The 12872-nt window shown below is 64.5% G+C and carries 14 protein-coding genes; 7 read left to right on the forward strand and 7 right to left on the reverse strand.

The features are described from left to right. Positions 1-33: 33 nt before the first annotated feature. Together SO139_RS29420 and SO139_RS29425 are read right to left on the reverse strand one after the other, a co-directional pair. On the reverse strand, positions 34-1887 hold the full coding sequence (locus tag SO139_RS29420; protein WP_449382558.1) for a potassium transporter Kup: 1854 nt from the start codon (positions 1885-1887) through the stop codon (positions 34-36). A 180-nt stretch (positions 1888-2067) separates the two neighbouring features. Beyond that, positions 2068-2325, reverse strand: a complete 258-nt coding sequence (locus SO139_RS29425; protein ID WP_449382557.1) for a hypothetical protein — start codon at positions 2323-2325, stop codon at positions 2068-2070. Positions 2326-2572: 247 nt separating this feature from the next. On the opposite strand from SO139_RS29425, the gene coaD reads away from it, so the two are divergent. The 5 genes from coaD to queA all read left to right on the forward strand — a co-directional run bounded on the left by coaD (position 2573) and on the right by queA (position 5784). Continuing rightward, the gene (gene coaD, locus SO139_RS29430; RefSeq protein WP_449382540.1) at positions 2573-3070 is read left to right on the forward strand and encodes a pantetheine-phosphate adenylyltransferase; all 498 of its coding nucleotides are present in this window, start codon (positions 2573-2575) and stop codon (positions 3068-3070) included. Between the two features lie 36 nt (positions 3071-3106). Next, positions 3107-3682 carry a peptidylprolyl isomerase gene (locus tag SO139_RS29435; RefSeq protein WP_449382539.1) on the forward strand — a complete coding sequence of 192 codons (576 nt, stop codon included), beginning with the start codon at positions 3107-3109 and terminating at the stop codon, positions 3680-3682. An 8-nt stretch (positions 3683-3690) separates the two neighbouring features. Then, the gene (locus tag SO139_RS29440) at positions 3691-4101 is read left to right on the forward strand and encodes a UCP034077 family protein (RefSeq protein WP_449382538.1); all 411 of its coding nucleotides are present in this window, start codon (positions 3691-3693) and stop codon (positions 4099-4101) included. Further along, positions 4098-4562, forward strand: coding sequence for a peptidylprolyl isomerase (locus SO139_RS29445; RefSeq protein WP_449382537.1), 465 nt, complete (start codon positions 4098-4100; stop codon positions 4560-4562). Before SO139_RS29440 ends, SO139_RS29445 begins: the two co-directional genes overlap by 4 nt. Before the next feature lie 145 nt (positions 4563-4707). Beyond that, a complete protein-coding gene (gene queA / locus SO139_RS29450; protein ID WP_449382536.1) occupies positions 4708-5784 on the forward strand; it encodes a tRNA preQ1(34) S-adenosylmethionine ribosyltransferase-isomerase QueA in 1077 nt (358 codons plus the stop codon). A 120-nt stretch (positions 5785-5904) separates the two neighbouring features. Here queA and SO139_RS29455 read toward each other — a convergent pair whose 3' ends face one another. From SO139_RS29455 to SO139_RS29470, 4 genes are all read right to left on the reverse strand, one after another. Then, positions 5905-6942: an aspartate-semialdehyde dehydrogenase gene (locus tag SO139_RS29455; RefSeq protein WP_449382535.1), complete on the reverse strand. Its 1038-nt coding sequence runs from the start codon at positions 6940-6942 to the stop codon at positions 5905-5907. A 232-nt stretch (positions 6943-7174) separates the two neighbouring features. Then, a complete protein-coding gene (locus tag SO139_RS29460; protein ID WP_449382534.1) occupies positions 7175-7792 on the reverse strand; it encodes a PepSY domain-containing protein in 618 nt (205 codons plus the stop codon). Positions 7793-8033: 241 nt separating this feature from the next. Further along, a complete protein-coding gene (locus tag SO139_RS29465; protein WP_449382556.1) occupies positions 8034-8774 on the reverse strand; it encodes a TetR/AcrR family transcriptional regulator in 741 nt (246 codons plus the stop codon). 141 nt (positions 8775-8915) lie between these two features. Beyond that, positions 8916-10031, reverse strand: coding sequence for a patatin-like phospholipase family protein (locus tag SO139_RS29470; protein ID WP_449382533.1), 1116 nt, complete (start codon positions 10029-10031; stop codon positions 8916-8918). Positions 10032-10303: 272 nt separating this feature from the next. On the opposite strand from SO139_RS29470, the gene tgt reads away from it, so the two are divergent. After that, on the forward strand, positions 10304-11452 hold the full coding sequence (gene tgt, locus SO139_RS29475; protein ID WP_449382532.1) for a tRNA guanosine(34) transglycosylase Tgt: 1149 nt from the start codon (positions 10304-10306) through the stop codon (positions 11450-11452). Positions 11453-11455: 3 nt separating this feature from the next. On the opposite strand, the gene SO139_RS29480 is transcribed toward tgt, so the two are convergent. Next, positions 11456-11671, reverse strand: coding sequence for a hypothetical protein (locus tag SO139_RS29480; protein ID WP_449382531.1), 216 nt, complete (start codon positions 11669-11671; stop codon positions 11456-11458). Positions 11672-11892: 221 nt separating this feature from the next. Here SO139_RS29480 and cysK point away from each other — a divergent pair, with 221 nt between their 5' ends. After that, positions 11893-12870: a cysteine synthase A gene (gene cysK, locus SO139_RS29485; RefSeq protein ID WP_449382530.1), complete on the forward strand. Its 978-nt coding sequence runs from the start codon at positions 11893-11895 to the stop codon at positions 12868-12870. The last annotated feature ends 2 nt before the right edge of the window (positions 12871-12872 follow it).

The following is a 12872-nucleotide window of genomic DNA, read 5'->3' on the forward strand; positions in this document are numbered from 1 at the left end:
GATTTCCATTCGCTATTGGCTATTCGCCATCCGCTAGATCTCCAGCTCCGTACCGAACTCCACCACCTGTCCGGTCGGCACGCCGAAAAACGCGGCGGAACGTTCGGCGTTGCGTTGCAGGAAGGCAAACAGCGACTCTCGCCATACCCACATGCCCGGAATGTCCTCGCTCGGGATGATGGTCTCGCGGCCGACATAGTAGGTGATGTCGGAGAGGTCGATGCCCGGCAGCTTGCCCTGCCGGCAGGCGAGCTTCAGTCCCTCATAGATGGTCGGGTTCTGCATGAAGCCGTAATGCATGACCACGCGCGTGATCGCCGGGATGATCTCGATAACCTCGGTGCGCTCCTCGTCGGGCACGTGCGGGATTTCCTCGATCAGGACGGTCACGAGCAGCACGCGTTCGTGCAGCACGCGGTTGTGCTTGACGAATTGCGTCAGCGCCAGCGGCACGCCTTTCGGCGCCGAGGCGAGATAGACGGCGGTGCCGGGAAGCCTGGCGCGGCACTTGTTGACGGCGGTCTCGATCAGATCCTCCTCGGGCTGGCGGAGCTTCGCGCGGGCGCGCTCGACGAGCTTGACGCCGCTGCGCCAGGTCAGCATCAGGAAGGCGACGAGGCCGGCGAGCAGCAGCGGAAACCAGCCGCCCTCGAACAGCTTGATCGAATTGGCCGCGAAGAAGATCACGTCGATCGCAAAGAAGAAGCCGTTGACCGCAACGACCAGCCACGGCGAATAACCCCACTGGATCGCGACAAGCGCGGCGAGCAGCGTGGTGATCGCCATCAGGAGCGACACCGCGATGCCGTAGGCGCCGGCAAGCGCGTCCGACGTGCCGAAGGAGAGCACCGCGCCGAGCGTTGCGGCGGCCAGCAGCCAGTTCACCAGCGGTACATAGATCTGGCCGATCGCATCGCTCTGGGTGTGACGGATCTGCATCCGCGGCAGGAAGCCGAGCTGGATCGACTGCTGGGTCAGCGAGAACACGCCTGAGATGATGGCCTGCGAGGCGATCACGGTCGCAACAGCCGAGAAGGCGACCAGCAGGTAGTGCAGCGAATCCGGGCAGAGCTGGAAGAACGGATTCTCGATCATCGTGGGGTCGGTGATCAGGAGCGCGGCCTGTCCGAAATAATTGAGCACCAGGGCCGGCAGGCAGATGGCGAACCAGGCCAGCCGGATCGGCAAGCGCCCGAAATGCCCCATGTCGGCATACATCGCTTCGCCCCCGGTCACCGCCAGGAAGGCCGCGCCGAGGATCGCGAAGGAAATGTGGAAGTCCTGGTGGATCAGGAATTCAAAGGCATAGAGCGGACTCAGCGCGGCGAGCACCGCTGGCGCCTTGACGATGCCGTGGATGCCGAGTGCGGCGAGCACGCCGAACCAGGCCAGCATGACGGGGCCAAAGATCCGGCCGATGAAGCCGGTGCCCTGCTTCTGCATCATGAAGAGGCCGATCAGGATGGCGATCGTGATCGGCACCACGACCGGCGCGAGCGATGGCGCATCCACTTTCAGACCTTCGATGGCGCTCAGCACCGAGATCGCCGGCGTGATCGCACCGTCGCCATAGAGCAGGGCGGCGCCAACGAGGCCGACCACCAGGAGATGTGCACGCCATGTGCCCGGCTGGGCGTGACGCGCATGCAGCAGTGCCAGCAGCGCCACGATGCCGCCTTCGCCGCGGTTATCGGCGCGCAGGATCAGCAGTGCGTATTTCAGCGAGATGATCAGGAGCAGCGCCCACAGGATCAGGGACGCAACGCCGAGCACGGCGTCCTGGGTGACCGTCCCGCCATGGGCTGCCGCCTTGGCGGCCTCCTTCAAGGCATAAAGGGGGCTTGTTCCGATATCGCCGTAGACGACCCCCAGGGCGCCCATGGTCATGGCAAGGGGCAGCGGATTGGGATGGTGGCCGGTAGCGACAGCAGGCGTACTGGTCAATGGCAACCCCCTGATGGCGACGCGCCCGCCGGGCTATCCGGAGGGCGCGGTCGTCAGCTCAGTCTGCGACGAGACGCCGCAAATTTCCATGGGGTTTGTGTGACGCCGGATTAGGCAGCTTGCCTACGGCGTCCGGTCGGCGGTCACCAGGCGCACCTCGCGGACGTTTGCCTTGGTGCCGGCGCGGCGCAGGCAGGAGGCTTCGAAATTCGGCCAGGCCTGCTGCGAGCAATCCTTGCCGATGACGCGGATATCCAGCCGGTCACCCTTGGCGAGGGGCTGCGGCACGCTGGCTTCGACGGTCGGAGCGAAACCGGGCAGCACGGTAAGAGCCGCGGCAACGCATGCAGCAACAGCGATCGCTGAAAGAGTCTTGATCATAGACGGTCCCCTGTGATGCGGCCGCTGCGCCTGTTTGCGGCCCGTCATTTCGTTGCGCGGATTAGTAACCATGGCCAGTTTCCGGACGTCTTCGCGGATACGGGAAATGGTTTCGTTCGCGATCCGTTTTGTTTCGTCGCTGCCCTCAGGACGAAACAGTTCAGGGGGTTCCGACATTTCTTGCGGGAAAAGCGGGCAGGGAACCTGCCGGCTTGCCGGGCAATGCAGGGCGCGGTAGGAGGAGGCCATGCCGCGTATCGCCTTTTATCCGGGTTCCTTCGACCCCATCACCAACGGCCATCTGGACGTGGTCCGGCATGCCGTTCCCCTGTGCGACCGTCTGGTCGTTGCGCTTGGCGTGCACCCCGGCAAGAAGCCGCTGTTCTCGACCGAGGAACGGCTCAAGATGCTCTACGACGTCTGCGGGCCGATCGCTGCCCAGGCCGGCTGCGCCTTCGAAGCCACGACCTTCGACGACCTGACCGTGACCGCGGCGCGAAAGCACGGTGCGACCATCATGATCAGGGGGCTTCGCGACGGCACTGACCTCGACTACGAGATGCAACTTGCCGGCATGAACGAGGCCATGGCGCCGGAGGTGCACACCGTCTTTCTGCCGGCCTCACCCATGGTCCGCCCGATCACCGCCACACTGGTGCGCCAGATCGCCGGCATGGGCGGGGATGTCTCGGCATTCGTGCCGCCGCTCGTCGCAAGCCTGCTCAAGGCAAAATTCGCCGGCTAGCGGCGCGCGTTTCATCTCATCTGATCCGGAGTTTTCATGATCCGTCGTCTCGCAATTCTTGCCACGATCTTTGCCGCGCTGATCGGCATTGCCCCTGCCGTCGCTCAGACCCTGCCGGCGGGCCTCGACAAGGCCAACGCGCTCGTCATCGACACGACCAAGGGCCGCATCGTCATCAAGCTGCGCACGGATCTTGCGCCCCAGCATGCCGAGCGGCTGAAGCAACTCGCGCGCGAAGGCTTCTACAACAACGTGCCGTTTCACCGCGTGATGGACGGCTTCATGGCGCAGACCGGCGACGGCCAGAACGGCAACGGCACCGGCGGCTCGAAATATCCGAACCTGAAGCAGGAATTCTCCAAGGTGCATTTCGCCCGCGGCGTCGTCGGGATGGCCCGCCGCGGCGACAGCGTCGATAGCGCCAATTCGCAGTTCTTCATCATGTTCGCGGACGGCGGCAGTCTCGACGGCCAGTACACCGTAGTCGGCGAAGTCGTGCAGGGCATGGACGTCGTCGACAAGCTGAAGAAGGCACCGCCTGGTTCCGGCAGCGGCACCGTCACCGACCCCGACAAGATGGTGAAGGTGCAGGTCGCCTCCGACATCAAATAGGAGAGGCGATGACGCGCCGCGGTGAAAAGCTCCTCGTAGCTGCCGCGGTGCTCCTGCTTGGCATCACGAGTGCAGCGGCGCAGGACGAGCAGGTCAACACCATCCGCGATATCTTCGTGCGGTTGGGCCGTTGCTGGAAACCGCCGCCGCCCTCGAAGGCCCGCCCCATCGACATCACGGTCGTCGTGAGCTTTAACCGCGCCGGAGAGATTTTGGGCCACCCGAGGATCACCTACGAGTCCAAGGATGCCTCAGATAATGACCGGCTCGAATACCGGATCGCGGTGATGGAGGCATTGCAACGCTGCACGCCGATGCCATTTACCGAAACGATGGCCGGCGCCGCTGCGGGGCGTCCATTCGCGGTCCAGTTCCACGGCCGGAAGACTTCACCCCCAACCCCAGAGAGAAAAGCATGAGCGTCACCGAAAACACCCTGATCCTCGAGACCACGCAGGGCCCCGTCACCATCGAGATGCGGCCCGACCTCGCGCCTGGCCATGTTGCACGCATCAAGGAGCTGGTACGCGAGGGATTCTACGACGGCATCGTGTTCCATCGCGTGATCGACGGCTTCATGGCGCAGACCGGCTGCCCACACGGCACCGGCACCGGCGGCTCCGGCAAGAAGCTGAAGGCCGAGTTCAACAAGGAGCCGCATGTGCGCGGCACCGCCTCGATGGCCCGCGCCGCCAATCCCGATTCCGGGGACAGCCAGTTCTTCATCTGCTTCGACGACGCCCGCTTCCTCGACAACCAGTATACCGTGTGGGGCAAGGTCACCGCGGGCATGGAGAATGTCGACAAGATCAAGCGCGGCGAGCCCGTGATGAATCCCGACAAGATCGTCAAGGCGCGCATGGCGGCGGACAAGGAGTAAGTGTTTCCCCTCATGGTGAGGAGGCGCGAAGCGCCGTCTCGAACCATGAGGCCACCGCTGTAGCAGCAGTCGGGCCTTCATCCTTCGAGACGCGCGTTCCGCGCTCCTCAGGATGAGCGGCTGGCTGTACCGCGGCCGAGTCCAAATGCGCACCGATCTCTTCGACTTTGACCTGCCCACCGAGCGCATCGCACTGCGCCCGGCGCATCCGCGCGACTCCGCCAAGATGCTGGTCGTGGAGGGCGGCGCGCTGCGCGATCACCTCATCTCCGACCTGCCGCAGTGGCTGAAGCCGGGCGACCAGCTCGTCGTCAACGACACCAAGGTGATCGCGGCGCAATTGAAGGGCCGCCGCATCGGCCGCGAGACTGAGCCGAAGATCGAGGCGACGCTGATCAAGCGTCTCGACGGCTCGCGCTGGCAGGCGCTGGTGAAGCCGGCGAAAAAGCTCGTCGCCGGCGACCGCATCCGGTTCGGCAATGAAGGCAAGGTCTGCCTGCTCGGTCATCTCGACGCCGAGGTCGAGGCCAAGGGTGCGGAAGGCGAGGTGACGTTGTCGTTCTCGTTTCATGGGCCTACGCTCGACCAGGCGATATCAGATCTCGGCAGCCCGCCGCTGCCGCCCTACATCGCCTCGAAGCGCACGCTGGATGACCAGGATCTGGCCGACTACCAGACCATGTTCGCGGCCAATGAGGGCGCCGTCGCAGCGCCGACAGCCGGCCTGCATTTCACGCCGGCGCTGGAGCAGGCGTTACGCGCGCGCGGCGTCGGCCTCAACCGCGTCACGCTGCATGTCGGCGCCGGAACGTTCCTGCCGGTGAAGGTCGACGACACCGAAGGCCATAAGATGCACGCCGAATGGGGTACGATCTCGGCCGAGACGGCGGATGTGCTGAACACAACGCGAAAGAACGGCGGCCGCATCGTCGCGGTCGGCACCACGTCGCTGCGGTTACTGGAGAGTGCGGCTGACGAGGATGGCACGATCCAGCCATTCGCAGCCGACACGGCGATATTCATTACCCCCGGCTATCGCTTCCGTGCCGTCGATATCTTGCTGACCAATTTTCACCTGCCGCGCTCGACGCTGTTCATGCTGGTGTCGGCGTTTTCAGGGATCGAGACGATGAAGGCCGCCTACGCGCATGCGATCGCGGAGGGGTATCGCTTCTATTCGTATGGCGATGCGTGCCTGCTGTTTCGGGGCACAAGCAATTAGCCGCACGTTGTAGGGTGGGCAAAGCGAAGCGTGCCCACCGTCTTTCTTGACTGCGCGAGAGAAGAGGTGGGCACGGCGCTTGCGCGCCTCTGCCCACCCTACGCATCTACAACTCTTCCGCTACGCAATCACGCGCTGCGGCAGCAGCTCCGCGATCTGCACTGCGTTGAGTGCTGCACCCTTGAGCAGCTGATCCGCGGCCACGAACATCGAGATCGAATGCCCGCTCGGGTCGCTCAGATCCTTGCGGATGCGGCCGACGAGAACGTCGTCCTGGCCGGAAGCGTCAATCGGCATCGGGAAGTAGTTCTTGGCGCGGTCGTCGACGACCTTCACGCCGGGCGCCTGGGCCATGATCGCGCGGACCTGGTCCTCGGTGATCGGCTTCTCGCATTCGAAGGTGATGGCCTCGCAATGGGCGCGCAGCACCGGCACGCGGACGCAGGTGACGCCGATGGCGATCTTCTCGTCTTCGAAGATCTTGCGGGTCTCCTTGATGACCTTGGTCTCCTCGTCGTTGTAACCGGTCTCGGGATCAACGGCGGTGTTGTGGTTGAAGAGATTGAAGGCGTAGGGGTGCGGCATCACCTTGGGCGTGTAAACCTGCCCGTTGAGGTTTGCGCGGGTCGACTCGACGAGCTCCTCCATCGCGGCAGCACCAGCGCCGCTGGCGGCCTGATAGGTCGAAATGATCACACGCTTGATGCGGTTCTTCTGGTGGATCGGCCATAGCGGCACCAGCGCAGTGATTGCCGCGCAGTTCGGGTTGGCGATGATGCCCTTGTGGTCGCGGATGCGGCTCGCGTTGATCTCGGGGATCACCAGCGGCACGTTCGGGTCCATGCGGAAGGCGGAGGAGTTGTCGACCACGACCGCGCCGGACTTCACCGCGATCGGCGCGTACTTCTTCGAGATGCTGCCGCCGGCGGAGAACAGCGCGATGTCGACGCCGTCGAAGGAACGCTCGCCGAGTTCTTCGATCACGACCGGCTGGCCGCGGAACGACACCGTCTTGCCGGCGGAGCGGGCGCTTGCCAGCGCCTTCAGCTTGCCGACGCGGAAACCACGCTTGTCCATGGTGGCGATGAATTCGGCGCCCACCGCACCGGTGACGCCGACAATCGCGACGACGGGATCGTTACTCACATTCTCCTCCATTGAGCTTTAGACAACAAAAAAGCCCCGGACCATCACGGTGCGGGGCTGCGGTAGAGCTGATGCGTTAAGTCTGTGACTACGCGCGCACGCCTCCCCGGGCCCCGAAGGCCGTGGTGGTTTTCGTCGTGCGTTTCGTCGCGGTCATCATGGCGGCGACTTATGCGGGAGAGTCTTGGCGTCGTCAACGGCTTTTCAGCCCGATCCGGGGCTGTAATGGAGCAGGCGCCTCGTATTACCGCCGGCTCGCGGCGCCGGGCGGCTCGAGAATGACCTCCTTGAGATCGGTGCCGCTCATGACGACGATCGCGAAGTTCAGTCGGCCGCCCTCGCGGACCATGCCGCCGCTGATCGCCTTGCCGGAGGCCGCGTGCTCGGCCACGCGCACAGCGTCGGCCAGGCGGTGCTGGATGGTCTTGAGGGTGGCAAGGTTGCTGCGGTCATCTGCATCGAACTCGTCGAGCGGTGAGGCCGCGCCGCCGCCGACGATCTTGCCGGTTGTGGCGTCGATCGCGTGTTGCCAGACACGGTCGTTGTGCAAGGTTTTTACCCGGTAGACCGGCGAGGCGGCGGCCCCGTCGAAACTGACGTCCGCCGTCGTCGAACCCGCATGCTGCGCCTCGGCGATCGCCATCGCCTGCCTCAGCGAGATCGCGGAGTCGCGGAACAGCGCGAGCTCGCGGTCGACCGTCCGCTGGTCCAGGGCGGCGCCGTCGTCGGCCTCGCTCCGGAGCGCGGCTCTCGCGTCTGCCGTCGCCGCCACCGCATAAACCGGCGCAGGGAGCAGGGCCGCCCACAGAGTGAGCACGAGCAGTGATTTCCAGCGTTTCGGAGCGCGCATCGGTGCCGTCATCGTCTTCACCCGTGCGGAGGTGCAGGAAAGGGCGCGGCCGACCGGGGGCAACTGGCCGGCCGCGGAACGCCGCAACAGCGTAGGATGTTGCAGCGATCAAAGTCTTAAGAACGGTGCGGGCCTGCCAGGGGCTGGGAAGGCATCAGCCCGTACCTTGCTTATAAACAAAACCATACCGTATCGTTTTATTACGAGCAAGGTGCAATTCGTCATCGGGCGGAGATAACCGGTCACGAATCTGTCAGCGGGACGGGCGGCGCCGAACAGCACCTTTGGTCGCGGCCTGGACGCGGCCCGGGGGGCCGAGCGCACCGGCCAAAAACAGCCGGATCGCCGAGCGCATGCGCTTTTCGGCCGTCTTCATCTCAAGCGGTGTCCCGAACGTCGCCATCCGGTGGGTATGGCCGACCACGACGTCGAGAAAGACCTCGGCCGCGATACCGGTATCCTCGAGGTCCATCGCGCCCTGCGCGACCAGATGATCGAAGAACCGCGCCGTCGTGGCGACGGCCTTCATCCAGCCTTCCTCCTTGCCGAGCTTGGCGATGTCGGGGAAGTTGATGGCCTGTGACGTCATCATGCGGCTGAAGGCGACGGCGTCGGGGCCGCAGGTGAACATCAGCATCTCGCGCCCGACCTCGACCAGGCGCTGCTCGACCGAAATGTCCGAGGGGCGCGTGAGTTGCACCTCGGCGGCCTCGGCGAGCGGCGCCAGCCAGCGCGCGATCTCGCGCCTCAGAACCTCGGCAAACAAACCGCGCTTGTCGCCATAGCGCGCGTACACGGTGGGCTTGCTGACCCGGGCCGCCTCCGCCACGGCATCGAGCGAAGTCGCGTCATAGCCGCGATCGAGGAACAGGCGTGTCGCGACCTCGATCAGCCGCTGGTCGCGCTCGATGGCCGCGCTCTTGGTCGGCCGGCCGCCACGCGATTTCGGGACCTCCCGTTTCGCCGCTCTCGTCTTGATCGCAGTCAATCCCATGCCCAATGATTCCTGCGCGGTCGTGATCGTCGTCATCGCTCTATAACGCGCAGCAAGAGGGGCGTCACCGCGAATCTGGCCGAATCGGCCACATCATCAACTGTCTCGGCAACGCGCCGTTCCGCCGCGGCTCCTGCGGCCTTAGGGAAGCGTCGAGCTCCAGGCGCGGCCGGCCGCGGCCTTCTCGTACCCATACTGATAGAGCGCGCGCATATAGGCCGTGTCGAATCCTTGCGAGGGCGGCGGCGGATAATCGCGCTCGATATAGGACAGGTGAAAGCCGAGGTGATTGCGGCGCGCGAAATCGTAGGTCGAGAAGATCACCGAGCGTGTCTGTGACTGGGTGATCGAGGACAGGCTGCGCGAGGCGACCTCGATTGTGCCATTGGGTACGAGCTCGAAAGTGCGTTCGATCTTCTTGTTGACGAGAATGTAGATGTTCACCCGGCTGTTGCCGGGCAGGCGCCCGTGGAACAGTAGGTCTTCGGGAAGCGTCAGGACCGGCGCCGTGACGCCGCCATCGACATGCATCTCCTGAAAGCGCCGGCCCTGGCCTTCGGCTTCGATCAGGATCGGCGGAAACACCAGCGGAATGCTGGCGGAGGCCGCCATCACGTCGCGAAACAGCTTGAGCGCCTCGGGCGTACCGAGTGCGGCGATCCTGCCCATGTCCCAGACGGCGGTGCGCTGGGTGTCGAGATCGGTGGTCACGACGAGCAGCTTGCGGCCCTTGGCATGCTCGCGCGCGACCTGCGCCAAAATTTCCGGCCCGACATAGCGGGCAACCAGCTCGCGCAGCCGCGTGTTGCCGAACAGGCCCGAGCCGAACAGCACGCGCATGATGCTGGGATCGCTCAGCAGGCTCTCCGCGATGCCGCTGGTGTAGAGCTCCCTGAGCGTGTCGTCATATTGCGGCCCGAGGAACGCGAACGGTGCAATGAGCCCGCCGGTGCTGACGCCCGAGACGACCGAGAAGGCGGGGCGCCTGCCGGCCGCGGTCCAGCCGTTCAGCACGCCGACGCCATAGGCGCCGTCGGCGCCGCCGCCGGACAGCGCCAGGTACGTCGTGGCCGCCGCGGCGTCGTCCTTGCCTGAGCGGAATTTGTCGATGGGCTCGTCGGTGTAGCGGCGCAGGCCGTCGATATCGAGAACGCGCGAGCTGCTCGCATCGGCCGCCGAGTAGGGCGTCCGCGGCAGGGTCGTGCACCCGGCCAGCGCCAGGCCGCAGAGCAGGGTGGCCAAGCGCAGCAGGCGCATGCCCGTTCTGCAGATCCCGTCATCGAACAGGATCGATCCGGTCAAAAATGAAGGGGAAGGCATTCGCCGTAAGTCACCCACACGCACGCGGCCGCCGGCATATCGCCTGCGGCATTCCCATCCTGCCCCTTGTTAAAACTATACGGTATCGTTTTATTTAACAAGCGGAAGGCCGGCTGGGCGGCTCAATTGTGTCGGGCCGGGGACATGGACCAGATCCAGGCTTGCACAGGTGGTTGATCCGCACCCGCCGGCACGCAATAAGCAGCGCCATGAATCTTCCCAATCGCGGTCTTCCCAATCATTTCGAGCTGCTCGCAACCGATGGCGCTGCGCGCGCCGGCCGCCTGACCACGCCCCATGGCGTGGTGCGCACGCCCGCCTTCATGCCAGTCGGCACCGCGGGCGCCATGAAGGGCATGCATTGGCGCGAGGTACGCGAGGCCGGCGCCGACATCGTCCTCGGCAACACCTACCATTTGATGCTGCGGCCGGGCGCGGAACGCATCGCGGCGCTTGGCGGTTTGCAGAAGTTCACGGGGTGGAACGGCCCGATGCTGACGGATTCCGGCGGCTTCCAGGTGATGTCGCTGTCGGATTTGCGCAAGGTCAGCGAGAACGCGGTCACCTTCCGTTCGCATATCGACGGCGCCAAGGTCGAGTTGTCGCCTGAGCGGTCGATCGAGGTGCAGCGCTACCTCGGCTCCGACATCGCCATGCAGATGGACGAATGCGTGCGGCTGCCGGCCGAGCGCGACGACATCGAGCGCGCGATGCGGTTGTCGTTGCGCTGGGCGGAGCGGAGCAAGCGCGCATTCGAGAGCGCGCCTGAAGGCTACATGCTGTTCGGCATCGTGCAGGGCGGCGACGTTCCGTCGCTGCGGCATGCGAGCGCGGAAGGACTGGTCGAGATCGGCTTTCACGGCTACGCGATCGGCGGGCTCGCGGTCGGCGAGCCGCAGGAGGTGATGCTGGCGATGATCGACGAGACCGCCCCGGCGCTACCGTCCGACCGGCCGCGCTATCTGATGGGCGTCGGCACGCCAGATGATCTTCTCGAAGCCGTGAAACGCGGCATCGACATGTTCGATTGCGTGATGCCGACGCGCAATGGCCGCCACGGGGTCGCATTCACGCGCTTCGGCCAGGTCAACCTGCGCAACGCGCGCCACGCCGACGATCCGCGGCCGCTCGATGAGGAAAGCGCATGGCCGTCGGCGCGCAACTACGCGCGCGCCTACCTTCACCATCTCGTCAAGTCTGGCGAGACGCTCGGCGCCATGCTGCTGTCAGATATCAATATCGCCTATTACCAGTCCCTGATGCAGGGCATCAGGGACGCGATCCAACACGGCAAGTTCGAAGAATTCTATCAGCGTAGGCGGGAAGACTGGGCGAGGGGCGACATCGCACCACGCTAGGCGTCAATTGCAAGTGAACCGCTTGACCGAATGTTTGGTCACAAAGCCATAGCCGCAGGTATCACAGGTCCAGAGATAGCTGATCAGTTGGTCCGAGACATAGGCCGAAGCTTCGGCGGCGACCATGGAGTCGGCGCAGACCGGACAGGTGGGCAACTCGCTGCAACGTGGATCGCGGTTACGTGCGACGGTCGACAGGACTTCAGCTACTGCTGACATCGTGGGACCTCCCTGCTGTTAAACGTAAGTCTAACATAAGCAGAGTTCGTTGACGAGGTCGCAACACAAATACGTTGGTTTTCTGATATTTAATCTTTGAGCGATTTTGCGATGCAGCGAATTGGCAATGCCTCTCATTGTTGCTTGCGTGTCGTCACACGCTGCCTCTAACTGAACAAGATCGCTGACAAAGCGAACATTGTTGTCATAGGGAGTTCATCATGGACGCTTCGTCCACCACGGGTGCAGTGCACTCAGCCGGCCGCGGCCGGGTTTATGACTCGATCGTGGACGCCTTCGGCGACACGCCGATCGTGCGGCTGCGCAGGTTGCCGGGTCTGCAAGGGGTGAATGCGACCATTCTCGCGAAACTTGAATATTTCAATCCGGCCGCGAGCGTGAAGGACCGCATCGGCGCGGCCATGATCATTGCAATGGAGAAGGCGGGCATCATCAAGCCCGATACGGTGCTGATCGAGCCGACCTCCGGCAATACCGGCATCGCGCTCGCCTTTGTCGCCGCCTCGCGCGGCTATCGTCTGAAGCTCGTGATGCCGGAATCCATGTCGATCGAGCGGCGCAAGATGCTGGCCTTCCTCGGCGCCGAAATCGTGCTGACGCCGGCGGCGCAGGGCATGAAGGGCGCGATCGCAACCGCCGAGGAGCTGCTCAAGACGACGCCGAATTCGGTGATGCCGCAGCAGTTCAAGAACCTCGCCAATCCCGAGGTGCACCGCCGCACCACCGCCGAGGAGATCTGGAACGATACCGGCGGCAATATCGACTTCTTCGTCGCCGGTGTCGGCACCGGCGGCACCATCACGGGTGTCGGCCAGGTGCTCAAGCCCCGCAAGCCGTCGTTGCGGGTCGTGGCGGTCGAGCCGGAGGAGAGCCCGGTGCTGTCAGGCGGTCAGCACACCCCGCACAAGATCCAGGGCATCGGCGCCGGCTTCATTCCCGACATTCTCGATCGCTCGGTGATCGACGAGATCGTGAAGGTCAACTCGACGACCGCGATCGAAACCTCGCGTGCACTGGCGCGGCATGAGGGCATCCCGGGCGGCATTTCCGCGGGCGCAGCGATCGCCGCCGCGCTCCAGATCGGCAAGCGGCCGGAAGCTGCGGGAAAAACCATCCTGGCAGTGGTGCCGTCGTTCTCCGAGCGCTATCTTTCGACTGCTCTGTTTGAGGGAATCTAGGC

It is taken from the genome of Bradyrhizobium sp. UFLA05-89, from assembly GCF_059803475.1.

What these genes read in the sequence shown, in the direction of transcription:
- SO139_RS29420 (WP_449382558.1), bottom strand. Translation starts at nt 1,887, where the DNA reads ATGACCATGGGCGCCCTGGGGGTCGTCTACGGCGATATCGGAACAAGC.
- SO139_RS29425 (WP_449382557.1), bottom strand. Translation starts at nt 2,325, where the DNA reads ATGATCAAGACTCTTTCAGCGATCGCTGTTGCTGCATGCGTTGCCGCG.
- coaD (WP_449382540.1), top strand. Translation starts at nt 2,573, where the DNA reads ATGCCGCGTATCGCCTTTTATCCGGGTTCCTTCGACCCCATCACCAAC.
- SO139_RS29435 (WP_449382539.1), top strand. Translation starts at nt 3,107, where the DNA reads ATGATCCGTCGTCTCGCAATTCTTGCCACGATCTTTGCCGCGCTGATC.
- SO139_RS29440 (WP_449382538.1), top strand. Translation starts at nt 3,691, where the DNA reads ATGACGCGCCGCGGTGAAAAGCTCCTCGTAGCTGCCGCGGTGCTCCTG.
- SO139_RS29445 (WP_449382537.1), top strand. Translation starts at nt 4,098, where the DNA reads ATGAGCGTCACCGAAAACACCCTGATCCTCGAGACCACGCAGGGCCCC.
- queA (WP_449382536.1), top strand. Translation starts at nt 4,708, where the DNA reads ATGCGCACCGATCTCTTCGACTTTGACCTGCCCACCGAGCGCATCGCA.
- SO139_RS29455 (WP_449382535.1), bottom strand. Translation starts at nt 6,942, where the DNA reads ATGGAGGAGAATGTGAGTAACGATCCCGTCGTCGCGATTGTCGGCGTC.
- SO139_RS29460 (WP_449382534.1), bottom strand. Translation starts at nt 7,792, where the DNA reads ATGACGGCACCGATGCGCGCTCCGAAACGCTGGAAATCACTGCTCGTG.
- SO139_RS29465 (WP_449382556.1), bottom strand. Translation starts at nt 8,774, where the DNA reads ATGGGATTGACTGCGATCAAGACGAGAGCGGCGAAACGGGAGGTCCCG.
- SO139_RS29470 (WP_449382533.1), bottom strand. Translation starts at nt 10,031, where the DNA reads ATGCGCCTGCTGCGCTTGGCCACCCTGCTCTGCGGCCTGGCGCTGGCC.
- tgt (WP_449382532.1), top strand. Translation starts at nt 10,304, where the DNA reads ATGAATCTTCCCAATCGCGGTCTTCCCAATCATTTCGAGCTGCTCGCA.
- SO139_RS29480 (WP_449382531.1), bottom strand. Translation starts at nt 11,671, where the DNA reads ATGTCAGCAGTAGCTGAAGTCCTGTCGACCGTCGCACGTAACCGCGAT.
- cysK (WP_449382530.1), top strand. Translation starts at nt 11,893, where the DNA reads ATGGACGCTTCGTCCACCACGGGTGCAGTGCACTCAGCCGGCCGCGGC.